This window comes from Thioalkalicoccus limnaeus (genome assembly GCF_041197575.1).
Classification (GTDB): Bacteria; Pseudomonadota; Gammaproteobacteria; order Chromatiales; family Chromatiaceae; genus Thioalkalicoccus; species Thioalkalicoccus limnaeus.
In genome coordinates this window covers 20,099-46,006 of record NZ_JBDKXB010000010.1, presented here as the reverse complement: position 1 = coordinate 46,006, position 25,908 = coordinate 20,099, and the positions used below count along the sequence as shown (strand labels likewise).

Here is a 25,908-nt window from a genome sequence, read left to right as displayed (position 1 = left end):
CGCTGCGCTTTCCCGCCCTACGGCGGCGCGGCGAGTGCGGTGCGGGTGACGGCGATACGGGTCTGGCGGATCTGTTCGGGGATCTGCGCGGGGGTCGGTGCACTGGCAGCGATCGCGCCGAGGTCGAGTTCGGTGAGCACCTCGAGCAGCCGCCGCAGGGTCCGCGCCGGCGGGTAATCGCGCTCACTGAAGCCCGTTCGGCCGCGGTAGTCGGCCTCGCACGCGATCAGCATCTGAGCGAAGCGCTCCGGTCGGCGGAAGGCATCGGCCTCCTCGAGCAGATCGACGACGGTCGCCGGGCGCAGTTCGTCGAGCTTGTGGACCTTGCCATGAAGGCGTGCGGTGATCAGCGCCAGATCGCGGATCCGATGCGGGACGCGAAAGCGCTCGCACAAGGCCCACACCAACGCGTGACTGCGCGCCTCATGTCCGTGGTGGCTGGGCAGCATCTCGGCCGGCGTCGAGCCCTTGCCCAAGTCATGGGTCAGGGCCGCGAAACGCACGCCGATGTCGTCGGAAAGCCGGGCGGCCTGGTCGACGACCATCATCGTATGTAGACCCGTGTCGATCTCCGGGTGCCACTTGGCCGGCTGCGGGACACCGAAGAGCCGGTCGATTTCCGGCCACAGGCGCGCCAGCGCCCCGCAGGCCCGCAAGGTCGTGAAGAAGACCGACGGCCTTGGCTCGCCCAGGGCCTTGGCCAGCTCCTGCCAGACCCGTTCGGGGACCAGGGCCTCGACCTCGCCGGCCGCGACCATGTCCCGCATCAGGTCCATCGACTCATCGGCGACCTGGAAGCCGAGCGAGGCGAAACGCGCGGCGAAGCGCGCCACGCGCAGGATCCGCAGCGGATCCTCGGCGAAGGCCGGCGAGACATGCCGCAGGATGCGTGCCGCCAGGTCGGCCTGCCCCCCATGAGGATCGATCAGACGGCCTTGCTCGTCCTCGGCCAGCGCATTGATCGTCAGATCCCGGCGCGCCAGGTCCTGCTCCAGCGTGACATCGGGCGCGGCATGGACGACGAAGCCGTGGTAGCCGGGGCCGATCTTGCGCTCGGTCCGTGCCAGCGCGTACTCGTCCTTCGTCTCCGGATGCAGGAAGACCGGAAAATCGCGGCCGACCTGTTGGAACCCGAGCGCCGTCAACTGATCCGGCGTGGCACCGACGACCACGTAATCACGCTCGGTGACCGGTCGGCCCAACAGCCGATCGCGGACCGCCCCCCCGACCAGATAGGCTTTCATCGCTGCCCCCGGTGCGACGGCCGTTCGCCGGGCCCAGCAGCGACCGATCCAGCGGACTCGTCGGCCTCCGCCGGTCGGTCCCGGCCCAGACCGAACAGTCGACCCAGCGACCGAAAGAGCTGGCGAAGACCACGCCATAGCTTCGGCAACAGCCAGACCAGCAGCACCACGAACAGCGCTAACGCGACCAGGAAGACACCCGGATGGGTCAGCGCCAGCAGCAGGCCGCCGAAGACGCCGAGATCCTCGGCAACCGACGCCCCCCAGTTCGTGAAGGGCTCCGGCGAGGTATTGATCAGCACCCGCGTGCCGGCCTTGGCCGCGTGCGTCGCCGCCGCCAGACTGCCGCCGACGACCGCGGCGGCGATCTCGACCGCGGGTCCGACATCGCCGACGGCACCGGCGGCCAACAGCGCTCCGGCCGGGATGCGGACGAAGGTATGTAGCGTGTCCCAGCCTGTGTCGACACCAGGCACCTTGTCGGCGAAGAACTCGACCAGGTACATGAACCCGGCGGCGGCGATGACCAGCGGATCGGCCAGCAGGGCGAGACCGGCCGGCAGTTCGAGGTATCCGGTCGCACCCAGGAGGCCGAGGACGAGGATGACCGCGTACAGGTTGATCCCGGCCGCCCAGCCGACCCCGAAGGTCAATGCAAGGGTTGAAACGATGTCATCCACGGAGCCGTTCTTTTGGTCTGGTTGACGCGAAATACCCTGCCGAACGCCCAAAGCCCTGTCCGATGCGCGAGAGGCGGTGCCCACAGGTAGCCCCGACCACGAGCGAGACAGGCCGAGTGCGCGGACGAGGGCACGGGGCAAGCCCCCGGCGCTGCGGATCGTAACGGAAGGATTACAATTGATCTATGCTGACGATTCGACGTCGACAGAGATTCCACTCGGGACACACGCGATGATGCGGCTGTTCGCTTCTCTGCTTTTGTTCGCCCTGATCGGTTACGGTCTTTGGCCCTACTATCATATTCTTCAGATGGATACCGCGTTGAGCCGAGACGACCCGGCAGCCCTCGAACCTCTCGTGGATTTGCAGGCGATTCAGCGGAATTACAAGCAGCGGTTGACGACCGGGCTCGGACTGCCCCGCCCCCAGGAGGGGAACGATGCGCTTGGCCGCCTCTCGCAGGGACTGGCACGCCTCGGCGACGCAACGCTCGAACAGTTGATCACGCCGACCTGGGTTCAGCACAGGTTGCGCGAGGCGACTCGCGCCGCGACCGAGCGGGACCCACCGTACCTGATCAGCGGGATCCGCTTCGCCTTCTTCGAATCCCCGAATCGCTTCCTGATCCGCATCGGCGAACTCGGCGGCGGGGCCACGCACATCCGGATGGACCGCCAGGGGGCAACCTGGCGGGTTACCGACATCATCGATTGACGAGGTTTCCGATGGACTTGAACCGCCTCGACCGAGTCACCGAGACCCTGTGGCAGATCCCGCCGTCCGGGGCGATGCGCGTCCCCGGTCGGCTGTTCGCCAACGAAGAACTGCTGCGAGACATGGACGACAAGGTCTACGAGCAGGTCCGCCACGTGGCCAGTCTGCCGGGGATCGTCGGTGCGGCCTTGGCCATGCCCGACGCCCACTCGGGCTATGGCTTCCCGATCGGCGGCGTCGCGGCCTTCGACCCCGACGCGGGGGGCATCCTGTCGGCCGGGGGCGTCGGCTTCGACATCTCGTGCGGCGTCCGGACCCTCCATACCGGACTCAAAACCCTGCAGCTCGCCGAGATCAGGACCGCGCTGGCCGATCGGCTCGGACAGAAGATCCCGGCCGGACTCGGTCGCGAAGGCCACCTGCGCCTCAATACGCGCGAGATCGACGCGATGCTGGTCGGTGGCGCCCGCTGGGCCATCGAGCAAGGCTACGGCGAAGCGGCCGATCTGGACCGGATCGAGGAAGGCGGCGTCATGACCGGTGCCGATCCAGATCAGGTCTCGACCCTGGCCAAGACCCGCCAACGCGGCGAGATGGGCACCCTGGGGTCCGGCAACCATTACCTCGAGGTCCAGCGGGTGGCCGCGATCGACGACCCGGTCATCGCTTCGCTCTATGGGCTGGCCGAGGACGACATTCTGGTCAGTCTGCACTGCGGGTCGCGCGGACTCGGCCACCAGATCGGTACCGATTACCTGAAACGCATGCTCGCCGAGGCGCCGGGCCACGGCCTGCGGCTTCCCGATCGGGAATTGGCCTGCGCACCGCTCGCTTCCGACCTCGGGCGCGCGTATTTGGGCGCACTGCGCGCCGGGATCAACTGCGCGTTGGCCAACCGCCAGATCCTGACCCATCTGACCCGGGAGGTCTTCGCCGAGATCGAACCCGCGGCGCGCCTATCGCTGCTCTACGACGTCTCGCACAATACCTGCAAGGAGGAAGAGCATGCCGTGGAGGGTCGGCGCCGCCGGCTCTTTGTCCATCGCAAAGGGGCGACCCGGGCCTATGGCCCCGGTCATCCTTCGCTGCCGGAGGCGCTGCGCCCGGCCGGACAACCTGTGATCATCGGCGGCAGCATGGGCACCAGCTCCTACATCCTCGCCGGTCGCGGCGCCGAACAGGCGTTCGCGTCCGCGTGCCACGGGGCCGGCCGCCGCATGAGCCGCCAGCAGGCGAAACGCCGCTGGACCGGCCGAGCCGTGATCGAGGAACTGGCCGGCCGCAGCATCCTGATCCGCAGCCCGACACTGAGCGGGATCGCCGAGGAAGCCCCGGGCGCCTATAAAGATGTCGAAGCCGTCGTCACCGCGGCCGAGGTCAATGGATTAGCCAAAAAGGTCGCCCGACTCGAACCGCTGATCGTGATCAAGGGGTAACTCCGGCTGGGCCGGCGCTCGACGCAGAACGCCACAGAAGACGCGCGACGCCGCAGAGCGGCGGTCACGCGAGCTGGGTTCTTTCGGAGACCTATCGCATCGACGAGCCGGCCGATTCGTTCGCGATATCGGTTATCGAATCGGCCATCGGCGCCAGCGCCCGACGCCTCGCCAGCCGATGCCGGCGCTGCCTGGCAGGACGGTCCCGCGCTGGGCGGATCAGTTCTTGGTCTTGTCGACCAGGCGCGAGGCCTTGATCCAGGGCATCATGTCGCGGAGCCGGGCACCGACCTCCTCGATCTGATGCTCGGAGCCGAGCCGCCGCAGCGCCTTCATCATCGGCGCTCCAGCCTGGTTCTCGAGGATGAACTCCTTCGCGAACGCGCCGGACTGGATCTCGGCGAGGATGCGCTTCATCTCGGCCTTGGTGTCGGCGTTGACGATCCGGGGACCGCGGGTCATGTCGCCATACTCGGCCGTATTCGAGATCGAGTAGCGCATGTTCGCGATCCCACCCTCGTAAATCAGATCGACGATCAGCTTGACCTCGTGGAGGCACTCGAAGTAGGCCATCTCGGGCGCGTACCCGGCCTCGACCAGCGTCTCGAAGCCGTTCTGGATCAGCGCCGTCAGGCCCCCGCACAGAACGACCTGTTCACCGAACAGGTCGGTCTCGCACTCCTCGCGGAAGGTCGTCTCGATGATCCCCGCGCGTCCACCGCCGTTGGCGCTGGCGTAGGCCATCGCGATATCGCGCGCGCGCCCGGTCGCGTCCTGGAAGACCGCGATCAGGCTGGGCACACCACCACCCTGCGTATAGGTCGAACGAACCAGATGTCCCGGGCCCTTCGGGGCGATCATGATGACATCCAGGTCTTCCCGCGGCTCGATTTGACCGAAATGGATGTTGAAGCCGTGAGCGAAGGCCAGGGCCGCGCCACCCTTGATGTGGGGCGCGATCTGGTCGCGGTAGAGACGCGCCTGGTGCTCGTCCGGGGCCAGGACCATCACGAGATCGCTGGCGGCCACGGCCTCCTCGATCGGCTGGACGGTCAGTCCAGCATTCTCGGCCTTCGCCGCCGAGGCGGAGCCCGGACGCAAACCGACCGTGACGGATACGCCGGAATCCTTCAGGTTATTGGCATGGGCGTGGCCCTGCGAACCGTAGCCGATGATCGCCACCTGCTTGCCGCGAAGCAGCGACAGGTCGGCGTCTTTGTCGTAATACACGTTGATGGTCATGAGTGGTCCTAGTCTTGTCAGTAGACGATGGTCGCGGCCCCGCGAGTCCGCCGGGGCGCGTGGGGTTGGCGATCGGACGACACGGCCGGGGCCGGACTCGGCCGCCGCCCGCGCGGGCAACCTCGACGCGGTCCGTCGAGATCGCGAATCGATGGCGCCGGTTAAAGCGTCAGGCCCTTCGCGCCGCGCGCGATGCCGGTCGGTCCCGAGCGCACGACCTCGATGATCCGGCCCTCCGGCACCGCACCGACGAAGGCATCGAGTTTCTTTGTTGCACCTGTCAATTCAATGACATAACTAACATCTGTGACGTCGATGATCTTGGCGCGAAAGATGTCGGTCAGCCGCTTCAACTCTTCCCGGTCATTGGCTTGGGCCTTGACCTTGATCAGCATCATCTCGCGTTCGATGTGATCGCCTTCGGTCAGATCCATCAGCTTGACGACATCGATCAGCTTGTTCAGCTGTTTCTTGATCTGTTCGACGATCTCATCGCTGCCGACGGTCACCAGCGTCATCCGCGACAGGGTCGGATCTTCGGTCGGCGCCACGGTCAAGGATTCGATGTTGTAGCCGCGCGCCGAGAACAGCCCCGCGACCCGCGACAGGGCGCCGGCTTCGTTCTCCACCAAAACCGAAATTATGTGTCTCATCAGGCCAGCTCCCGTTCCGGCGACAGGTGCATCTCGTGTTGCCCCTTCCCGGCCGCAATCATCGGATAGACGTTCTCGGTCGGATCGACGACGACGTCGACGAAGACCAGCCGATCACGCATCGCAAAGGCTTCGCGCAACGCCCCTTCGAGTTCCCCGGGCCGCTCGACGCGCATCCCGACATGACCGAAGCTCTCGGCCAGCTTGACGAAATCCGGCAGGGCATCGACGTACGAGTGCGAGTAGCGCCCCTCGTAGAAGAACTCCTGCCACTGACGAACCATGCCCATGTAACCGTTGTTGAGCAGGATCACCTTGATCGGCAGACCATACTGCCGGCAGGTCGCGAGCTCCTGGATGCACATCAGGATGCTCGCCTCGCCGGAGATGCAGGCAACGGGCGCATCGGGGAAGGCCAACTGGACACCCATGGCGGCCGGCAAACCGAAGCCCATCGTGCCGAGACCGCCGGAATTGATCCAGCGACGAGGCCGATCGAACGGATAGAACTGGGCCGCAAACATCTGATGCTGGCCCACATCGGAGGTCAAATAGAGATCGCCCTCGGTGACCCGGTACAGGGTCTCGACCGCGAACTGCGGTTTGATCCGTTCGCTCTGTCGGTCGTAACGCAGACAATCGAGACCTCGCCAAACCTCGATCTGACTCCACCAATCGGCGAGCACCTGCTGATCGACAGCCCGACCCTGATCCTCGATCAGGCGCCGCATGTCCTTCAGCACGGCCGCGACCTGCCCGACGATCGGGATATCGACGCGCACGTTCTTCGAGATCGACGAAGGATCCACATCGATGTGGACGATCTTCGCATGCGGGCAGAAGTGCTCGATCTTGCCGGTCACGCGATCGTCGAAGCGGGCGCCGATCGCGATCAGGGTGTCGCACTCGTGCATCGCCATGTTGGCCTCGTAGGTGCCATGCATGCCGAGCATCCCTAAGAACTGCCGGTCCGTCATCGGGTAGGCGCCCAACCCCATCAGGGTGCTGGTGATCGGAAAGCCGAGGAGACGGACCAACTCGGTCAGTTCCCCCGATGCCTCGCCGAGCACGACACCACCGCCGGTATAGATGACCGGGCGTTTGGCCGCGAGCAGGGCATCGACGGCTTTGCGGATCTGCCCCGGATGACCGGTTTCCAACGGGCTATAGGACCGCATCCGGATCTCGCGCGGGTACTCGTAGGGGACCTTGATCGTCGGATCCGTGACATCCTTCGGGATATCCACGACGACCGGACCCGGTCGACCCGAGGTCGCGATGAAAAAGGCCTTGCGGATGGTCGACGCGAGATCCCGCACATCCTTGACCAGGAAATTGTGCTTGACGCACGGCCGCGTGATGCCGACCGTGTCGACCTCTTGGAAGGCGTCACTGCCGATGACCGGGGTCGGTACCTGCCCGGTCAGCACGACCAGCGGGATCGAATCCATGTAGGCCGTGGCGATGCCCGTCACCGCATTGGTGGCACCGGGACCGGACGTGACCAAACAAACCCCGCAGCGGCCTGTCGCCCGCGCATACCCATCGGCTGCATGGGTCGCCCCCTGCTCATGACGCACCAGGATGTGTTTGACCTTGTCCTGCTGAAACAGCGCATCATAGATGTGCAGCACGGCGCCGCCCGGATAGCCGAACACGTATTCGGCCCCTTCATCCTGCAACGCCTGCACGACGATCTCGCCACCGCTCAATTCCACCGCCGCGACCTCCTGCCCACCTTGCCCGCGAAATCATCGCCGCCCGTCAAGCTGGACAACACAAAGACGTTAGAAAAGTCTCCGAAATTACAGGAGACGCGGCACAGTGGTCAAGATATAGTAGCGGCGGGCCGTTCCTTGAATCGGTCGCCGTCGGCTTCTTTTCGAGGCACGGCGCAGCAGCCGGACCCGCAATGGGGCCGAACCCCAGCCGGCCCTTCGGCAAACTACTGGGGACCTTGAAAAATTGCCATCCGGGCAATTTTTCGAGACGCAAAGCGAAAATGCGATTCTCGCTTTGCTTCGTTCTCAGTCGCTTGGGCGACTGAAAATGGCGCGGCATCCCTGCCGCGCAGGCACCTTGTGATTCTTGACGGCGCCCTACTGGCGCGTGCTCAAGCTCTGGTGCAAACGCTCGTTCAGTCCTTGATCATGACGCAACGCCATGACGATCTCGTTGTACTGCTCGACGCTGATACCCTGCTCTTCGATCGCGACGACCATCTCCTGCTGGGCCTGTTGCTGCAGTTCATGAGCCCTCTCGGGATCCGGGGCTTCCATGAGCTGTCCGGACAACTCGTCGTTGATTTCCTGAACGGCGACGAAGGCTTCGACGAAGTCGTCGAACTTGGCATCATCGACTGCCGCACTCGCTGGCGCCTCCATGCCTGGCGCGGCAGCGGATCCCGGCTCCGGCATACCCTGCGCCACGGCGGAGCCGGACAGCCCAAACAGCGCGGCAAAAGCAAGCGCGAGCGGGGTCCCGTTAGTCATCGTTGTTTTGGTGCTGGTCATAGTGATGCTCCAACCCTCAGCGGGTATTCTGTGAATGGAGCCTTTCACCTAACAAACCCCGCGCCAAATACCAAAGACCGCCAGACACCACTTTCCCTATCAGCACTTTAGAGCCGCTTTACGCAATGCGGCCCGGTCTGTCAGACGGGTAAAAAGGGTATCACAATGACACATGCGTCAGGATGGCGCGTGGCAACAGGTCACAGTCACTCGCCGAGCTTGCGGTACAAGGTCTTTCGCCCAACCCCGAGAATCCTGGCCGCGCGTCGTTTGTTCCCCCCGGTGAAATCCAAGACTTGCCGGATGTAGTGGGCCTCGCGCTCGGCCAAAGTCTCCCAATCGTCATCTGTGATCAGCCCATCAGACGCGCCCCCTGCGCGGACCTCGGCCGACTCGGTCGCCGACCGCACCCGCTCGGGCAGATCGTCGAAATCGATCAACTCCGCGGACGCGAGCGTCACGGCCCGCTCGACCAGACTCGCCATCTCACGGACATTGCCGGGAAACGGGTAGCGCAACAGGCTACGCCACGCGCGGGCGGAGAAGCGGCGAACCGGCAAGGATTTCGTCGCGACATGGTATTCGAGGAAGTACCCGAGCATCCCGGCGATATCCTCACCGCGTTCGCGCAGCGGCGGCACCCGGATGCGAAAGGTCTCGATCCGATAGAAGAGATCCTCACGCAGGCGTCCCTCGCGAACCTCCTCGACCGGATCGCGGTGGGTCGCCGCGAGGACCCGCACATCGGTCGGGAACTCCTCGTTGGAGCCGATGGGCCTGACACGCCCGTCCTGAAGCAACCGCAAGAGTTTGGACTGGAGCGACGGGGCCATCTCGGCGATCTCGTCGAGAAACAAGGTCCCGCCATCGGCCTCCGCAAAGAGCCCCCGACGCGCTGCCCGGGCACCGCTGAAGGCTCCTGCCACATGCCCGAGCAGTTCGGACTCGAGCAGGGCTTCTGGGATTCCAGCACAATTCATGGCCACGAAGGGGCCGCCAGCCCGAGCGCTCTCCGCGTGCAAGGCACGGGCAACCAACTCCTTGCCGGTACCCGACTCCCCTGTGATCAGCACACTGCTGTCCGATTGAGCGACACGCCGAATCAGATCGAACAGCCTCAGCATCGGCGGGCTCTTACCGTACATGCCATGGAAGCCCTGCTCGGCCAGCACGGCCCGGTACTGCGCAACCTCCGCCCGCAACTGCCGCGTCTCTAGAACACGTTTCGTTGTAAGCTGGAGATGGTCGAGATCGACCGGTTTGGTCAGGAAGTCATCGGCACCGACCTTCAACGCCTGCACCGCCTGGTCGATCGTACCGAAGCCCGTGAGCATGATGAAGCCCGGCACGGGAACGAGTGAACGAGTCGCTTCGAGGACCGCCAAACCATCCGCACCCGGAAGCCGCAAGTCGCTGATGACGAGCGCAAAGGTCTTGGCCGCCAACAGGGTTCGAGCCTCCTCGGCAGAGGCCGCCCCGAGGGCCGAATAGCCGATATCCTCGAGCTCCTGTTGCAGAAGTCGACGATAACCGACATCGTCTTCGACGATCAGGATCGGCCCCGTTTCGCCGGGCCGGATAGCGCAGTCAGCGTTCATCATCATCGCGAGCGCCCGCATCGCGGGTTAGTTGGAGCAACGATCGCGGCAAGCCGATCACGAATCGCGCACCGCGCTGCGCGGACAGCACGAGCACCAAACGACCACCGTGCGCCTCGATCGCCGCACGGGCGACGGCAAGACCCAAACCGGTTCCCTGGCCCACTGGTTTGGTCGTGAAAAAGGGTTCGAAGAGCCTCTCGGCGTCCGCAGCCGGCACGCCCGGACCATCGTCGGAAACGGCGATCTCCAATTCGTCACGGGTTACCTGACAGGTCAGCCGAATCTCTCGGTTGGCGGCATGCAGGGCATTCTCCAACAAGTTGCCCAGCGCCTGTTGTAGGCGCATCGGATCACCCTGGATCGCGCATTCAGCCGGTTCTAAGGGGTTCGATAGCCGTATCCGGATCTCTGGGCGCTCAGCGGTGCGCGTGGCGCGCTCGACCGTCAAGGCCAGGAGATCGGCAAGCTCGATGCGCCTCATGTACAACGGATTGCAACGGGCGAAATCCAACAACTGGCGCACGATGGTTTCGACCCGGTTGACCTCGCCCAGGAGGTCGGTCAACTCGGTGTGCGCACGGGATCCGCCGGGAACGACACGCAACGCCCGCTGCGCACGACCGGCGATCAGCCCCAAAGGTGTCCCCAGTTCATGCGCGACACCCGCCGCGAGACGGCCGATGGCTGCGAGCTTCTCCGCTTGCCGAAGATCTGCTTCCAGCCGGAGTTGCTGAGCGCGCTGGCGCTCCAGGCACCGTTCCGACCCCTCCCAGCGGGCGATCATCTCGTTGATGCCTCGACCCAGCACCCGAATCTCCTGCGGCCCCCCGACTGGGACCCGCTGACCTTGCTGACTGATCCCGATACGGTGCATGGCCCGCGTCAAACCGCGTACGTGGCGACCGACCGCGCGATGGTGCCCAATCAGCACCACCAGCAAGAACACCAGGGCCAGCGCACCGATCGCAACGCCACCGCGCCAGCGCATCTCGGCGAGATAGGCACGAAACGGCGCGATATCACGGGTGATCTGAAGCAGACCGACGACCCGACCGCCGGCATCGTTCAGCGGCAGAAAGAAAGAGAAGACCTCGTGCCCGCGTCGCTCCTCGAAACTGCCCAACCCTCCCTGCTCGGCGATCGCGCGCGCCTCGCGACGGCGCTCCAACGACGGACTTTGCGGCCCGTTCGTGGCCACCAATTCACCGGCAGCGTCGTAAACATAGATACCGACGACCTGGTCGATCGCGAACACCGAGTCCACCCCGTCGCGAACGGCACCGATATCCCGACGCGCCATCGCCGAGGCGATCGGCAGGCGGATCGAGCGGGCCACCAGTTCGATGTCGTCCTGGAGACGGATCGTCGTTTGTTGCTCGAACTCCCGCAGGCCCAACGCCCCCAGCAGAATAAGGACCGCCAGCAACGGCAGCAGGACGAACAGGATGACGGCGTTGCGCAGGCTGCTCGAAGTCAATCCAAGTGCCCCGAACACCGACCCCTAGGTGTGACCGAGCCACTCATGGCCGCCGAGATAAGGCCGCAACGCGTCGGGGATCCGGATGCGACCGTCGGCCTCCTGATAGTTCTCGAGCAGCGCCACCAGGGTCCGCCCGACCGCGAGGCCCGAGCCGTTCAGCGTATGCGCCAGCTCCGGCTTGCCGGTCGCCGGGTTGCGCCAGCGCGCTTGCAGACGGCGCGCCTGGAACGACTCGAAGTTACTGCACGAGGAGATCTCGCGATAGCACTGCTGACCCGGGAGCCAGACCTCGAGATCGTAAGTCTTGGTGGCCGCGAACCCCAGATCGCCGGCGCACAGGGCGACGACCCGATAGGGCAGCCCGAGGCGCTGCAAGATCACCTCGGCGTGTCCGGTCAGGTCGTCGAGTGCCCGATAGGAGTCTTCCGGGCGCACAACCTGCACCAGCTCGACCTTCTCGAACTGGTGCTGACGGATCATCCCCCGCGTATCTTTGCCGTAGGAGCCCGCCTCGCTGCGAAAACAGGGCGTGTGAGCCACCCAGCGGCACGGCAGCTCGGCATCCTCGAGGATCCGGTCCCGAACCAGGTTCGTCACCGGCACCTCGGCCGTCGGGATCAGATAATAGGGCGCGTCCCCGGCGAGCCGGAACAGATCGCTCTCGAACTTCGGCAGTTGGCCTGTGCCGCGCAGGCTGTCGGCGTTGACCAGGAAGGGGACATAGACCTCCGTGTACCCGTGCTCACGCGTGTGCGTGTCGAGCATCAACTGGATCAGCGCCCGCTGCAGGCTCGCCAGCGGTCCCTCCAACACGACGAAGCGCGAGCCAGTCAGCTTGGCGGCGGCATCGAAGTCCATCCAGCCAAGGGCAGTGCCGAGATCCACGTGATCGCGCGGTGCGAACGCGAATGACCGCGGCTCGCCCCAGCGCCGGACTTCGCGGTTGTGGGTCTCGTCCCGACCGTCGGGGACGCTGTCATGCGGCAGATTCGGCAGACCCCATCCGAGCTGATCGAGCTCGTCCTGTAGCGCGCGCAGCGCGTCATTGGCCACCTTCAGGCGTTCCCCGAGGTCCGCGACCTCGGCCAACAGAGGCTCGATGTCTTGACCCCGGGCCTTGGCCTGGCCGATCGCCTTCGCGCTTTGGTTGCGCTGGCTCTGCAGACCCTGCACCGTCACCTGAAGGTCCTTGCGCCGAGCTTCGAGCGCGGCCAATCCATCCGTGTCCAATGTCAGGCCGCGACGGGCGAGACCGCGCGCCACCAGCATCGTTTCCGTTCGCAACAGTTTCGGATCCAGCATCGTCTTCTTCGCCGTGGCTAAACCGGGCGCGGCGCAGGAAATCGCGTGCCTGACCCGGATGATTGACAGGAATGGCCCGGCGGTCGTGCGCTCGGCTCGGCGCGCAGCCGCGCACGGCTGCGCGCGTCACCTGCGTCCCACCGGGGACGCGCCGCGTTCACTGACGCCAGTCGAAGCGGTACAGGTGTTCCTCGGACTGCGTGTGCACGCCGTGGCCTTCGATGTCCAACGTGATCCGCGTCGATGCCTGAACCTCGTGCGGCCGCATCGTCGCGAGTTCCGTCAAAACGGTGACCCGTTCACGGCGCTCGGCGGCCCTGATCGCGTCGTACGCGAGCTGGGGTTCCGGCTCCCCGGCCTGCTGGGCCTGTTCGGCCGCCGCCTTCAACGACTGCACGACCGCCTCCCGCAAGGCGTCGTCGCGCGACACCAGCTCGAACACCAATCGCGAAACTCCCGGTCGCCCGTCGACATCGCCGAGCACCTCGAAATAGCCGCGCGAGGGCACCGTGATGCCGAAGTAGTCGGACTCGGCATCGAATTCCAGACGTCGGCCCGGCTCGAACTCCTTGTCGAGCCACAACCCGACCCACAGGTGCCAATGACGATCGGCCTTGGCCTCGACCAGATCGATCATCGCCGGATCCAGCAGCACCAAACGCAGGCCGTCCCGAGTCACCTCCGGAGGCCGTTCCGGCATCTGCTCGATGATCTCGTCGAGCAGCCCCTCGACACCGGGCACATCGACCAGATGGCCGTGCTCGTCGACGATGAACGAAGGCTCGGCCTCGGTCATCGCCAGAAACGAGGGCGGCACCTCGGCCCGTTCTTCCGGCGAGGTCACGTCCTGTTCATTGATACGAAGGAGGCGCACGCCGGTGAAATCCATCCGCCACTGACTGCTATCCGCGACGCGCGACACATCGAGCTGCATCTCGATCGCGAAGGTCCGACCGGCCTTCTCCTGCTCCACGGTGATTTGGGCTTGCGCCGGTGCCGGCCAGTCGAACACCGGCTTTTCGGCGAGAAGATTCGACGAGCCGAGCAGGGCCGCAGCCGCGGCCGCCAGCAACAGAGGGCGACCGGTTAGGCGCCGGGTGTAAGAATGCATAAAGGCTCCTTGGTTGTTTTGAGGAGTCGCCGGCAGCGGCCCCGGCGACCCGCGGAGGGGTTCGCTCGGTCGACCAGGCCGGGGGGCGAGGCCGATCGCTAGTGCCGCACCTCGATGCCGAGGCTCCGCAGGTGGGCCTTCACCGCAGCGATCGGCACCTCGCGCCGATGAAAGATGCCGGCAGCCAAGGCGGCCTCGACGTCGGTGCGAGCGAAGACCTCGGCGAAGTGCTCGACACCGCCGGCGCCGCTCGACGCGATGACCGGGATCGACACCGCGTCGCTGACGGCCTTGACCAGTTCCAGATCGAATCCCGACCCGGTCCCATCCCGATCGATCGAATTGAGCAGGATCTCGCCGGCGCCCAGCCACTCGCAGATCCGCGCGAGCGTCACGGCATCGACGGGGCGGCCCTCGCGCCCGCCCTTGACCGTGCATTGGAACCAGCAATGCCGCTCGCCGCCGGGACCTGGCAGCGCGGTCTCGATGACTCCGGGCCGCGAGGCCTCGCTCGCGTCCACATAAACACGGCGCGGATCGATCGAGATCACGACGGCCTGATTGCCATAGACGGTCGCGATCTGTTCGATGGCACTGGTCCCATCGGGACCGCCACGCGCCAAGACCTGCTCGACGGTCGCCACGGCATCGCTGCCGATCGAGATCTTATCGGCCCCGGAGCGGAAATACTCGTCCGCGACGTCGAGCGCGCTGTAGTGCCGCCCGTCGGCATCGGTGAAGGCGCGAATCCCGCCGCCGATGGTCAGCGGGACGAACACATTTTCCGACGTGCGCCGCAAGACCTCAAGCATCGGCTGGTCGGCCAGCGGGAAGTCGCGAAAGCCGGTGATGTTCAGGAAGGCGATCTCGTCGGCCCCCTCATCGTAGTAACGCTGCGCCAACTCGACGGGTTTACCGAGGTTGCGCACCTCGCCAGCCTCGCGCACGTCGTATTGGTCGCCTTTGGTGACGACCAGGTCGCCGGCATCGTTGGCCCGCACATCGAGGCAGGCGATGATCCGTTTCGCGAACCGGGTGGTCGGCGAGTCGCTCGCGCGGCGCGCGGCCACTCCCGGCGACGGCCGAGAAGGGCCCCGATCCCCGGTCAGAAATCGCTCGATCAGGCGCAGGCCGGCCGCACCGCTCTTCTCCGGATGGAACTGCACGGCCGCCACCTGGCCGCGCTGCACGGCGCTGACGAAGCGAACCCCATAGTCGGTCGTCGCCAGAATCCACTCGTCGTTCGCCGGGGTCGGTTCGGCATGATACGAGTGAACGAAGTAGAGCTTCTCGCCGTCATAGTCGGCCAAGAGCGGCACGTCCCGTTCGCGGCGGATCCCGTTCCATCCCATGTGCGGAACCGACAGGCGCCCGTCATCGAAACGGCGGATCCGACCAGGGATCAGTCCCAATCCCGGTACATCGGGGGACTCGTCGCTGCCTTCGAACAGGCATTGCAGACCGATACAGATGCCGAGAAAGGGCCGGCCAGCGGCCAGATAGGCCCGTAGCGGCTCCAGATAGCCGAGCGCCGCGAGGCGGCTCATGGCGGCTCCGAAGGCACCGACACCGGGAAAGATCAGCCGTTCGGCCGCGAGGATATCGTCCGGCTTGGTGATCTCCGTGAGCTGGAAGCCGAGTTTGTGGATCGCATTGCGAACGCTGCGGACATTGCCCGCACCATAGTCGAGGAGGGAGATCATGACACCACCGATTCGAGACCGGACACCGCGATCGGGACCATTCAGCGACGCGGTCTCAGCGCCCGGGCTGACCAAAAGAGGGCCATTGTAACGCGTCCCCGGTCTTCGTGGACCGAGCTCGTCGCCCGAGACACCCGCCGCCGAGGTGGCATAATGCCCCAGCCGAAGCGACGGACCGGGCACCAGCGGTGCCGGTCGCGACGCGGCCGGGCTGATCCGACAGCCGTCGGGCCGAGCCGTTGCATTCGCATCCCGCGGACCAACGTTATAATGTACCAATTCTCAATCATCAGAGATCCGACGCCATGGCCCGCTCGAGACTCCTCGCCCCCCCGGTCTGGTGCTTCCTCCTCGCCACCTGGCTGGTCGCACCCGCCTTGGCCGACGACCCCGTCAGGGTCTTCGTCAGCGTCCTGCCGCAGAAGACCTTCGTCGAAAAGGTCGGCGGCGATCATGTCCAGGTCGAAGCGCTGATCCGCCCGGGCAACGATCCGCATACCTTCGAGCCGACCCCGCGCCAGGTCGTCGCCCTCACCGAGGCCGCCCTGTTCGTGCGCATCGGAATGCCCTTCGAAGAGGCTTGGATGCGGCGAATCCTCGCGACGAATCCCGAGCTGGTCGTGATCGATGCCCGCGATGGCCTGCCGCTGCGCCGGCTTGAGGCCCATGCTCACGGCCCCGGCGAGGATCACGGCCACGATCACGAACACCATCACGGCCATGATCACCACGCGGACCCTGACCACGAGACCGCGCATCAAAGCCACGACCCCGACGAACTGGATCCGCACATCTGGACCAGCCCGCCCTTGGTGAAGGCCATGTCCGAGCAATTGCGCGACGCCCTGTCGCGGATCGACCCACAGCGGGCGGCCGATTACGCCGTCAATCAGCGCGCCTTCGCGGCCGAGCTCGAAGCCCTCGACCGGGCGATTCGCACCGAACTGGCCGATGCCGCCGGCCGCCGGTTCCTCGTCTATCACCCGGCCTGGGGTTACTTCGCCGACACCTATGGCCTGGTGCAGGTCCCGATCGAGTATCAGGGCAAGGAGCCCGGTGCTCGTTCGCTGGCCGCGCTGATCGACCAGGCGCGCACCGAGGGCGTCCAGGTCGTCTTCGTCCAGCCCCAATTCAGCCCGAAGGCGGCCGAGCAGGTCGCGCGGGCCATCGGCGGACGCGTCGAGTCGATCGACCCGCTGGCCGCGGATTATGCCGAGAACCTGCTGCGTGTCGCCCGCTTGATCGGCTCGGCGGGCACTCGATGAGCGCGACCGCGCGGGTCATGGAGCCGGCCATCGAGATCGATGGCCTGTCCTTCTCTTACGGCGGCGAACCGGTCCTCGAGGATGTCGATCTGACCGTGACGGCCGGCGAGTTCCTGGGGCTGGTCGGCCCGAACGCCGGCGGCAAGAGCACGCTGCTGAAGCTGATCCTCGGCTTGCTCGAGCCCCAGACCGGGCGGATCCGGGTCCTCGGCCGGCCGCCGCGACACGCGAGCACGCTGATCGGCTATGTCCCGCAATACCCGGCCTTCGCACGCGACTTTCCGATCCAGGTGCAGGATGTCGTGCTGATGGGTCGGCTCGGGCTCGGCCGGTCGTTCGGTCGCTATCGACCGAGCGACCGTGACGCGGCCGGGGCCGCGTTAGCCGAGGTCGAAGCAACCGATCTCGCGCGACGCCCGATCGGCACCCTGTCCGGCGGACAGCTGCAACGGGTCCTGCTGGCACGCGCGCTGGTCGGCGAACCGCGGATCCTGATCCTCGATGAACCCACGGCAAACATCGATATGCGCCTCGAAGACGACATCTTCGACCTGCTGCGGGCGCTCAACGAACGCCTGACGATCCTGCTGGTCTCGCATGACGTGGCCTTCATCTCGCGCTACATCACGCGGGTCGCCTGCCTGAACCGGACCCTGATCTGCCATCGCACCGACGCGATCGACGGACCGCTGATCCAGTCCCTGTACGGCGATTCGGTACGCCGTATCGCACACCGGCACTGACCGATGATCGGCGAATTCCTGACCGCGTTCAGTCAACAGACGTTTCTGCAGACGGCGCTCGTGGCCGGCCTGCTGGCCAGCATCGGGACCGGTGTCGTCGGCGCCTTCGTTGTCGTCAAGCGGCTCACCTTCCTCGCCGGCGGGATCGCGCACTCGGTGCTCGGCGGGATGGGCGCGGCCGTTTACTTCGGCTTCGACCCCTTTCTCGGTGCGCTGGGGGCCGCGATCCTGTCGGCACTGCTGATCGGCTGGGTGCGGCTCGCCTGGCAGGCCCAGGAGGACACGCTGATCGGCGCCCTATGGGCGATCGGCATGGCCATCGGGATCCTGTTCATCGCCAAGACGCCCGGCTACACGAGCGATCTGATGAGCTATCTGTTCGGCAACATCCTGCTCGTGCCGACCCGCGAACTCTGGTTCATGGCGGCCTTGGACCTGCTGCTGTTGACGGTCATCGGCCTCTTCTACCGGCAGCTCCTGGCGGTCAGTTTCGACGAGGAGTTCGCGCGCCTGCGCGGCGTCCACGTCACCCTGCATTACCTGCTGCTGCTGGTGCTGGTCGCGGTCACCGTCGTGCTGCTGATCCAGGTCGTGGGGCTGATCCTCGTGATGGCGCTGCTGACCCTGCCAGCGGCCGTCGCGGGCCATTATGTCCAATCCCTGGGCGCGATGATGGTGCTGGCGACACTCCTCAGCGCGCTCTTGACGAGTCTCGGTCTGACCCTCGCCTACGGCCCCGATCTCCCGGTCGGCCCGACCATCATCCTGCTGGCCGGCGCCCTTTATCTCGTCTCGGCCCTGCTCAGCCGATTCCTGGCTCAGCGGCGGGCCAGGCGCGTGACCAGCGACCCGAACCGACAGGGTGGGTGAGATGACCGAACCCGGACTCGAGCAATGGCTGAACCAGGCGGACGCCCTGTGCCGACGGCGCGGCGCGCGCCTGACCGCGCAGCGCCGCCGGGTCCTGGCAATCCTCGGTCGCACGCGACGCCCACTGGGCGCCTACGCGATCCTCGACGCGCTCCGTGATCAATCGGCGCGCTCGACCGCGCCGCCGACCGTCTACCGAGCGCTCGAGTTCCTGCTCGAGCACGGACTCATCCATCGCATCGAAAGCCTGCACGCCTTCATCGGCTGCACGCATCCAGAGCACCCGCATGCCGGTCAATTCCTGATCTGTCGCGGCTGCGGCCTGGTCGAGGAGAAGGAAGACGACCGCATCCAGGACAGCCTCGGGCAAACGGCGCAGGACAGCGGATTCAAATCCGAACGACCGGTCGTCGAACTGATCGGCCTGTGCGCCGACTGCCGCGCCCGACCCATCAGCGCGTCTGAACCCATCGGCCAGCCCGGGGTCGGATCCCCCTGAGGTGCCGCCCGCCACCTCGAGGTGTGCCTCGGGCGGGGTTTTACGACACCAGCTTTGAACATGATTTGATCGCCCCTCGCGTCCTCGTGATGCCTGGGCCTCGACACTCGAGACAGGAGGCAACCCATGTTCCGAACCACACTCGCGCGCGGCCCGGCGATCGGGCTGATCTTGACCCTATCCGGCGTCCTCACGGCGCCGACGCTCCTCGCGCATGAGGACGACGACCACCGACAACTCGGCGCCCATGTCCACGGCATCGGCCACCTGAATTTGGCCATCGACGAGGGGGCTGTCGAGATCGAGCTGATCATCCCGGCGTTCGACATCGTCGGTTTCGAACACGTGCCCCGCACCGAGGAGCAACACCAGGCGGTGGCCGCCGCCGTGACCCTGTTGCGTGACGGGGAACGCCTGTTCGACTTGCCGAGCGCCGCCGATTGCCGGCTGCGCCATGTCGAGATCCCGACTGGTCTGGGCGATGCCGACGCCGAACACAGACATGATCATGGTTACGGTCATGCGCATGGCGATCACGAGGGCACCACGACCTCGGACGACGCCTCGGTCCACAGCGATGTCGTCGTCCATTACCTGTTCGCCTGCGCCGAACCGGCCGCGATCGACCGGCTCGACGTGAATCTCTTCACGCCCTTCCCCAGCCTGGAAGGGTTGCGGGTCCAGTACGTGACGGCCGCCGGCCAAGGCGCGGGCGACCTGACTCCAGCCCGCAACCGGCTGTCCTTCTGAGCGCCCGCCAGGGCGAGCCGGTGCGCACAGCCGTCGACACGACAGCCGATCCGGTGATTCGTCTGGCGAAGCTCGCGTTTCGCTGGCGCACCGGCACCGCTGCGGTTCTGCGCCTGGACCGACTCGAGATCCGTCGCGGCGAGCGGGTCTTCGTCAGTGCCCCGAGCGGCGGCGGCAAGACGACGCTGCTCGGCCTGCTGGCCGGGGTCATCGCACCGACCGAGGGGACCGTCGAGGTACTCGGCCAACGCATGGAGCGGCTCAGCGGGGCACGGCGCGACCGTCTCCGTGCCGACCATATCGGTTATGTCTTTCAGCTCTTCAATCTGATCCCCTACCTGTCGGTCATCGACAACGTCACGCTGCCCGGTCGATTCTCGCGCCGCCGACGCACGCGGGCGGCGACCCGCACCGGCTCGCCGGAGGCCGAGGCGCGAAGGCTGCTCGCGCATCTGGACCTGGGCGACGACGGCCTGGTGCGACGCCCAGTGACCCAGCTCAGCGTCGGCCAGCAACAGCGGGTCGCGGTGGCCCGAGCCCTGATGGGCTCACCGGAGATCCTGCTCGCCGACGAGCCGACCTCGGCGCTCGACGCGGATCGGCGCGAGGCCTTTCTCACGCTGCTGTTCGACGAATGCGCCGCGACCAACCTGACGCTGATCCTGGCCAGCCATGATCACACCCTGGCCTCGCGCTTCGATCGTGCGATCGCGCTGCAGGACGTGGCGCCGGCCGCCGCGGCGACCTGACACCGGGAGACGCCAACATGGCCATCCTGTCACTCGCTTGGAAAAGCCTGCTGAACCGGCGCGCGACCCTGTTCGTGACCCTGTGCTCGATCGCGCTGAGCGTGGCCTTGCTGATCGGTATCGAACGTCTGCGCATCGAGACCCGAACCAGTTTCACGCAGACGGTATCCGGCATCGATCTGATCGTCGGGGCGCGTGGTGGCTCACTGCCGCTGCTGCTCTACTCGGTCTTCCGCATCGGCCAGCCGACCAACAACCTGTCCTGGGAAAGCTACCTGGATCTGGCCGACCATCCGCGGGTCGCCTGGACCATCCCGCTGTCGCTCGGTGATTCGCACCGCGGTCATCCGGTCCTCGGAACCAACCAGGATTACTTCACGCATTATCGATATGGCCACGGCCGACCCCTGGCCTTCGCCGCGGGGAAACCCTTCGCCGACCTCTACGACGCCGTCCTCGGCGCCGAGGTCGCGCGTGCGCTCGGCTACGGGCTCGGCGACGAGATCATCGTCGCGCACGGGCTGGGCGAGGCGGTCTTCGCCCGCCACGACGACAAGCCGTTCCGCGTCGTCGGCATCTTGGCCCGCACCGGGACCCCGGTCGACCAGACGGTTCATGTCAGCCTCGAGGCGATCGAGGCGATCCACATCGATTGGCAAGGCGGCGCCCCGATCCCGGGGCTGACCATCTCGGCGGAGGAGGCGCGCGCAATGGACCTGACGCCGCGCGCGATCACTGCCGTGCTGGTTGGTCTCGACTCGCGGATCGCGACTTTCCGGGTGCAGCGCTTCGTCAACGAATACCGTCAGGAACCCTTGCTCGCGATCCTGCCCGGCGTCGCGCTCGCCGAACTCTGGACGGTGATCGGCGTGGGCGAGCGGGCGCTCCTCGTGGTCGCCGGCTTCGTCGTCCTGGTCGGGCTATTCGGCCTGCTCACGGTGCTCTTGACCAGCCTCAACGAACGCCGCCGCGAGATGGCGATCCTGCGCTCGGTCGGCGCCCGCCCCGGCCATGTCTTCGCGCTGATCGTCGGCGAAGCGGGTCTGGTGACGCTGCTCGGCACGCTACTCGGCATGGCCCTGCTGTACGGACTACTGTTCATCGCCCAGCCGCTGGTCGCGGCGCACCTGGGCCTGCACCTGGCCATCGGCTGGCCGGCCGCGCGCGAAGCGGCGTGGCTCGCGCTGATCCTGACCGCCGGTCTGGCGACGGGCCTGATCCCGGCCTACCGCGCCTACCGGACGTCACTGGCCGACGGCCTGACGATGCGGCTCTGACCCGGAGGTGACCGATGACGACACGACGGCTTCTGCTCTTCGCCGCAACGCTACTGATGCTTGCCGCCTGCGGTGATCGCGATGGCGGGCAGATGGGCCGCGGCGAGCCAGCCGGCGACATCGACGAGACGGTCGAGACGATCGATTGGGATGCGCTGATCCCGGAGGACTGGCGGCCCGAGACCCTCTTCGCCGGCTATGACATCGATGAGATCGACGACGAGGATCCGCTGGCCCAGACCCTGATGGACAAACTGCTGGCGCTGTGGCGCGAGGCCCCGATCGTGCCAGAGCTCGACGGGCGCCGAATCCGGCTGCCCGGGTTCGTCGTGCCGCTCGAAGGAGACGGCGTGCGCATCTGGGAATTCCTGCTGGTGCCCTACTTCGGCGCCTGCATCCACGTGCCGCCGCCCCCGGCGAACCAGACCGTGCATGTGGTGACCGAACCGGAGCGCGGCTACCGCGGGGCACTCTTCGACACCGTCTGGGTCGCCGGAACGATCCGCGTCGTCACGGGTGCCACCGAACTCGCCGAAGCCGGCTACCGGATCGACGCGATGCGCGTCACGCCTTACGTGGCGCCGGGCGTCCGTGACGATTAGCTCACGTGGGAATCGGGTCCCCGCCCGACCTGAAGCGAGAGCAGGAAAGTGGACAAATTCAAAGCACGGCCAGCCGGCCAAAGACCGGGCCGATAAATCGCCGTTCCAGCCGCGGCCAGGCTATTGGGTCACAGCCGGTCGGGCCCGAGATGTCGCGTTAGGCCACCGCGCGGTGTCCGAGCTCGACTTGAACCGCGTCATACGGAAACGACAGCCTTCCCTCGGGCGTCTTGTCGATGAGTCCACAGGTCAGTAACACCTGAAGATCACTGTGGACGCCCTTGATATCCCGTTCCACGCGCCGCGCGACTTCGCGCGCGCCCAAAGGGCCAGCGCCAGTGAGCGCGCAAAGGATGGCCCAGCGATTAGGGCTGAGCGTGGCCAGCAAGCGCTCTTCGGTACGAAACGAATACCGACAGCCTTGCAGTTCACCGCGAAACGCGGCCTTCACACTGGCTTTGACGGTCTCCAAATCCGCAACGTCAATGGTGAGCGTGGTCATGATGGCCTCCTACGGTCGGCTGACATCGGCCCAAAAATCTTCGAGCAGGCGATCCAGACTAACAAATGAATAGGGCACCTCGCGGCTCCCAAGATGCTTGTGGTCGCCCTTGCCGGATTCGTTGTCGTAGCGCAATACGCAAACGCCTGCGACCACCAACGCCAGACGGTATTTGAAACGGTGTGTACTGCCGGGCAATGGTGCCGGCAACTCGAACACCGAGACGCTGACAAAACGATCATCGGCGAGATCATAACGGCGTTTTTGGATTAGAATCGGCCGCATGATGTAAGTATGACATCAGCATAAGTGCTGTCAATAGAACATCACGACTCGGCGATCCGAACGCCAGTCCCAAGCGTCGCGAACATCTCTTGCAGGACGCCCGCCACCTCGCAGACGCGGGTTTCGGGCCAAACGCCCGGCCGCCCGACCAGGCGCGACTGATCGATCGCGCTGACCTGGGCGAGGAGCGTTTGGGGGCGCCAGATGGCCCTGGTGATGGACCGTTCAGGAGCTTTCCTTGCGGATGGGATGGCCCCGTAGCAGGGCGTGCAGATCGGCTGCTGGGCTGTGCTATCTTGGGTCCCAGGTTCGACAGGCAGGGGAGATCCGCTATGAAGGCGAAGCTTCTGGTCGCCGTGGTGGCGCACGAACTCGAGGAGGCGGCGCGCGAAATCGCCCGCGAGGAGGGCGCGCGCGGGATGACGCTGCTGGACGCGCGGGGGATGAATTTCCCCGAACACATCACCTTCTTCGGTCTGACCTACCTCGGCATCGAGACGGTCCTCGTGGCGCTTTTGGACGAAGGCACGGCGGTCCGGATCGCGGAGCGGATGAACCTCGAGCTGAAACTGCTGGAGCCGTTCCAAGGTCTCGCCTTCTGCGTCCCGGTGGACGGGACCGGCGGGATCGACATCGGCGCGCTGCACCGGCACATCACCAAGCACGCCCCGGTCGATCGGCTATGAGAGAACCGTCGCTGAAATTTTCGCCTGACCGATCCCTTCACCAGACAAGACCGCGCCAGTGACCCAGCTAAGGGACTTCCTGCAACGGCTGAACCACGCGTTCCGCAATCTGCTGCCGATCATTCTGGTCGTCGGCCTCTTCCAGTTCGTGATCATCCGCCAAGTGCCGGACGCGTGGCTGCCGATGGCGGTTGGGCTACTGATCGTCGTGCTGGGCGTCGCGCTGTTCCTTCAGGGGCTCGAGCTCGCGATCTTTCCGATCGGCAAGAACTTGTCCAACGAGTTCGCGCGCAAGGGTTCATTGCCGCTGCTGATGGTTTTCGGCTTCTGCCTGGGCTTCGCGGCGGTGATTGCGGAACCGGCCTTGATCGCGGTGGCCGGCCAAGCCGAGATCATCAGCGAGGGTCGGATCAGCGCGCTGATATTGCGGGTGCTTGTCGCGATGTCCGTTGGCCTGGTGGTCGCGCTCGGCATCGTGCGCATCCTGCTGGGACACAGCCTGCACTGGTACATGATCATCGGCTATCTCCTGGTGGTCATCGTGACCTTCTTCGCGCCGGAGGAGATCGTCGGGCTCGCCTACGACTCCGGTGGCGTGACCACGAACATCGTCACCGTGCCGCTGATCGCGGCGTTGGGGATCGGCCTCGCGGTATCGGTACGCGGCCGCAATCCCCTGCTTCACGGCTTTGGACTGGTCGGGCTTGCGGTGATGGTCCCGATGATTTCGGTGCAGATCTACGGGATCATCGTGTACAGCTTCGGCGAAGTCCGGGAGGTGGCACAGGGCATCGCGGAGGCGGTGGATCCGGAGGTCACGGACGTGATTCAGGAGGTCGCCGGAAGTGTTCTGCTCGGCATGCTGCGGGACCTGATGATCATGTTCCGGGACGTGCTGCCGATCATCGCTGTCGTGTTGGTCTTCCAGTACTTGGTGATTCGCAAGCACATCGCCCACCTGCACAAGGTCATGGGCGGTTTCCTGCTGGTGATCGTTGGCCTGTACGCGTTCGTCGTGGGCTTGAAGATGGGCCTGTTCCCGATCGGCCAAGCCATGGCCGAGCAGTTGATCGGGTTGGATGGCTGGCTTTTCGTGTACCTGTTTGCGTTCGCGATCGGCTTCGCGACGACGATGGCCGAGCCCGCGCTGATCGCGATCGGCCAGAAGGCACAGGAGGCGGCGAAGGGCCGGCTCGATGGCAATCTGATCCGCATGCTGGTCGCGGTGGGCGTGGCGGTCGGGATTACCATCGGCGTGCACCGCATCATCGCCGGGGATTCGATCCACTATTACATCATGGGCGGTTATGCGGTGGTGATCCTGCTGACCTTCCTGTCGCCGAAATACATCGTGGCCCTAGCCTACGATCTGGGCGGCGTGACCACATCGGAAGTGACCGTGCCGCTGGTGACCGCGCTGGGCATCGGCCTGGCCACGAACATCGAGGGGCGTAACGTGATGATCGACGGCTTCGGTCTGATCGCGTTTGCCTCGATCTTTCCGATAATATCCGTGATGCTCTACGCCATCGCGGTTGAACTCGCCAACCGATGGAGGGGAACTGAATCATGAAATTTGCGGTGCTCGTCGCGATCGTCGCCGAGGAGCTCGAGGAAAGGGCCATCGACTGCGCCAAGCAGGCGGGTGCCGGTGGGGTCACCCTGCTCGATGCCCGCGGGATCGGCGCGAAGGAAAAGAAGACCTTTTTTGGCCTCACCTACGAGGGGTCGCAGACGGTGCTGATCTGCGTGCTGGAGAAGAAGCTGTCGCTGCAGGTGATGAAGGCACTGACGGTGGAACTCGAGTTGGCCAAGCACTCGAAGGGGGTGGTCTTCACTGTGCCGCTGGATCATATCGCCGGCATCGACACCCGGCAGGTCAAGAGCTTCGAGGAGCACATCAAGGGCGAGATCTGATTCTCGCATCCGCTGGCCTGCCGTCGGATCGCGAGCGCCCCGCACGACCCCCTTTTCGCATCGATTCTTTTTCTCGGAGGCAA

26 protein-coding genes are annotated in these 25,908 nt (G+C 65.6%); 13 read left to right on the top strand and 13 right to left on the bottom strand.

From position 1 onward, the window contains the following. Positions 1-17 precede the first annotated feature (17 nt). Positions 18-1,244 (bottom strand): multifunctional CCA addition/repair protein, encoded by a 1,227-nt coding sequence (locus ABC977_RS09460; protein ID WP_369667007.1) that lies wholly within the window; start codon positions 1,242-1,244, stop codon positions 18-20. Then, on the bottom strand, positions 1,241-1,924 hold the full coding sequence (locus ABC977_RS09455) for a DUF4126 domain-containing protein (protein WP_369667006.1): 684 nt from the start codon (positions 1,922-1,924) through the stop codon (positions 1,241-1,243). Before ABC977_RS09455 ends, ABC977_RS09460 begins: the two co-directional genes overlap by 4 nt. 232 nt (positions 1,925-2,156) lie before the next feature. Between ABC977_RS09455 and ABC977_RS09450 the strand changes: the two genes are divergently transcribed. Next, positions 2,157-2,639, top strand: coding sequence for a DUF2939 domain-containing protein (locus ABC977_RS09450; protein WP_369667005.1), 483 nt, complete (start codon positions 2,157-2,159; stop codon positions 2,637-2,639). A gap of 11 nt (positions 2,640-2,650) precedes the next feature. Beyond that, positions 2,651-4,075, top strand: coding sequence for an RtcB family protein (locus ABC977_RS09445; protein ID WP_369667004.1), 1,425 nt, complete (start codon positions 2,651-2,653; stop codon positions 4,073-4,075). A gap of 219 nt (positions 4,076-4,294) precedes the next feature. Here ABC977_RS09445 and ilvC read toward each other — a convergent pair whose 3' ends face one another. The 9 genes from ilvC to hisF form a co-directional block, all read right to left on the bottom strand. Next, positions 4,295-5,311: a ketol-acid reductoisomerase gene (gene ilvC, locus ABC977_RS09440; protein WP_369667068.1), complete on the bottom strand. Its 1,017-nt coding sequence runs from the start codon at positions 5,309-5,311 to the stop codon at positions 4,295-4,297. 167 nt (positions 5,312-5,478) lie between these two features. After that, positions 5,479-5,970, bottom strand: coding sequence for an acetolactate synthase small subunit (gene ilvN / locus ABC977_RS09435; protein WP_369667003.1), 492 nt, complete (start codon positions 5,968-5,970; stop codon positions 5,479-5,481). Then, entirely contained in the window at positions 5,970-7,688 is a 1,719-nt protein-coding gene (locus ABC977_RS09430; RefSeq protein ID WP_369667002.1) for an acetolactate synthase 3 large subunit, read from the bottom strand. Before ABC977_RS09430 ends, ilvN begins: the two co-directional genes overlap by 1 nt. A gap of 381 nt (positions 7,689-8,069) precedes the next feature. After that, entirely contained in the window at positions 8,070-8,483 is a 414-nt protein-coding gene (locus tag ABC977_RS09425; protein ID WP_369667001.1) for a DUF4168 domain-containing protein, read from the bottom strand. 206 nt (positions 8,484-8,689) lie between these two features. Then, positions 8,690-10,087 (bottom strand): sigma-54-dependent transcriptional regulator, encoded by a 1,398-nt coding sequence (locus ABC977_RS09420; protein WP_439849180.1) that lies wholly within the window; start codon positions 10,085-10,087, stop codon positions 8,690-8,692. Next, positions 10,071-11,561 carry a sensor histidine kinase gene (locus ABC977_RS09415; RefSeq protein ID WP_369667000.1) on the bottom strand — a complete coding sequence of 497 codons (1,491 nt, stop codon included), beginning with the start codon at positions 11,559-11,561 and terminating at the stop codon, positions 10,071-10,073. The genes ABC977_RS09420 and ABC977_RS09415 overlap by 17 nt, the downstream gene beginning before the upstream one ends. A 24-nt stretch (positions 11,562-11,585) precedes the next feature. Further along, positions 11,586-12,866 (bottom strand): serine--tRNA ligase, encoded by a 1,281-nt coding sequence (gene serS / locus ABC977_RS09410; protein ID WP_369666999.1) that lies wholly within the window; start codon positions 12,864-12,866, stop codon positions 11,586-11,588. 157 nt (positions 12,867-13,023) lie between these two features. Beyond that, the gene (locus ABC977_RS09405; protein ID WP_369666998.1) at positions 13,024-13,977 is read right to left on the bottom strand and encodes a hypothetical protein; all 954 of its coding nucleotides are present in this window, start codon (positions 13,975-13,977) and stop codon (positions 13,024-13,026) included. Between the two features lie 98 nt (positions 13,978-14,075). Next, positions 14,076-15,680: an imidazole glycerol phosphate synthase subunit HisF gene (gene hisF / locus ABC977_RS09400; protein ID WP_369666997.1), complete on the bottom strand. Its 1,605-nt coding sequence runs from the start codon at positions 15,678-15,680 to the stop codon at positions 14,076-14,078. A gap of 305 nt (positions 15,681-15,985) precedes the next feature. Between hisF and ABC977_RS09395 the strand changes: the two genes are divergently transcribed. The 8 genes from ABC977_RS09395 to ABC977_RS09360 all read left to right on the top strand — a co-directional run bounded on the left by ABC977_RS09395 (position 15,986) and on the right by ABC977_RS09360 (position 22,435). Then, positions 15,986-16,945: a metal ABC transporter solute-binding protein, Zn/Mn family gene (locus ABC977_RS09395; protein WP_369666996.1), complete on the top strand. Its 960-nt coding sequence runs from the start codon at positions 15,986-15,988 to the stop codon at positions 16,943-16,945. Continuing rightward, positions 16,942-17,688, top strand: a complete 747-nt coding sequence (locus ABC977_RS09390; RefSeq protein ID WP_369666995.1) for a metal ABC transporter ATP-binding protein — start codon at positions 16,942-16,944, stop codon at positions 17,686-17,688. The genes ABC977_RS09395 and ABC977_RS09390 overlap by 4 nt, the downstream gene beginning before the upstream one ends. A gap of 6 nt (positions 17,689-17,694) precedes the next feature. Further along, a complete protein-coding gene (locus ABC977_RS09385) occupies positions 17,695-18,558 on the top strand; it encodes a metal ABC transporter permease (RefSeq protein ID WP_369667066.1) in 864 nt (287 codons plus the stop codon). Between the two features lies 1 nt (position 18,559). After that, a complete protein-coding gene (locus tag ABC977_RS09380) occupies positions 18,560-19,057 on the top strand; it encodes a Fur family transcriptional regulator (RefSeq protein WP_369666994.1) in 498 nt (165 codons plus the stop codon). 126 nt (positions 19,058-19,183) lie between these two features. Further along, positions 19,184-19,807, top strand: coding sequence for a DUF2796 domain-containing protein (locus ABC977_RS09375; protein ID WP_369666993.1), 624 nt, complete (start codon positions 19,184-19,186; stop codon positions 19,805-19,807). Positions 19,808-19,827: 20 nt separating this feature from the next. After that, a complete protein-coding gene (locus ABC977_RS09370; protein WP_369666992.1) occupies positions 19,828-20,556 on the top strand; it encodes an ABC transporter ATP-binding protein in 729 nt (242 codons plus the stop codon). Between the two features lie 17 nt (positions 20,557-20,573). Beyond that, the gene (locus ABC977_RS09365; protein ID WP_369666991.1) at positions 20,574-21,833 is read left to right on the top strand and encodes an ABC transporter permease; all 1,260 of its coding nucleotides are present in this window, start codon (positions 20,574-20,576) and stop codon (positions 21,831-21,833) included. Between the two features lie 14 nt (positions 21,834-21,847). Further along, complete coding sequence (locus ABC977_RS09360; RefSeq protein ID WP_369666990.1) at positions 21,848-22,435, top strand: DUF3299 domain-containing protein; 588 nt, start codon at positions 21,848-21,850, stop codon at positions 22,433-22,435. Between the two features lie 157 nt (positions 22,436-22,592). Here ABC977_RS09360 and ABC977_RS09355 read toward each other — a convergent pair whose 3' ends face one another. Both ABC977_RS09355 and ABC977_RS09350 read right to left on the bottom strand, forming a co-directional pair. Further along, positions 22,593-22,937, bottom strand: coding sequence for an HVO_A0114 family putative DNA-binding protein (locus ABC977_RS09355; protein ID WP_369666989.1), 345 nt, complete (start codon positions 22,935-22,937; stop codon positions 22,593-22,595). 9 nt (positions 22,938-22,946) lie between these two features. Next, the gene (locus ABC977_RS09350; RefSeq protein WP_369666988.1) at positions 22,947-23,222 is read right to left on the bottom strand and encodes a toxin-antitoxin system TumE family protein; all 276 of its coding nucleotides are present in this window, start codon (positions 23,220-23,222) and stop codon (positions 22,947-22,949) included. 332 nt (positions 23,223-23,554) lie between these two features. Between ABC977_RS09350 and ABC977_RS09345 the strand changes: the two genes are divergently transcribed. The 3 genes from ABC977_RS09345 to ABC977_RS09335 are packed head-to-tail and all read left to right on the top strand — an operon-like array spanning position 23,555 to position 25,825. Further along, the gene (locus ABC977_RS09345) at positions 23,555-23,908 is read left to right on the top strand and encodes a hypothetical protein (RefSeq protein WP_369666987.1); all 354 of its coding nucleotides are present in this window, start codon (positions 23,555-23,557) and stop codon (positions 23,906-23,908) included. 58 nt (positions 23,909-23,966) lie between these two features. After that, positions 23,967-25,481, top strand: coding sequence for a DUF1538 domain-containing protein (locus ABC977_RS09340; protein ID WP_369666986.1), 1,515 nt, complete (start codon positions 23,967-23,969; stop codon positions 25,479-25,481). Then, a complete protein-coding gene (locus ABC977_RS09335; RefSeq protein WP_369666985.1) occupies positions 25,478-25,825 on the top strand; it encodes a P-II family nitrogen regulator in 348 nt (115 codons plus the stop codon). The genes ABC977_RS09340 and ABC977_RS09335 overlap by 4 nt, the downstream gene beginning before the upstream one ends. Positions 25,826-25,908 lie beyond the last annotated feature (83 nt).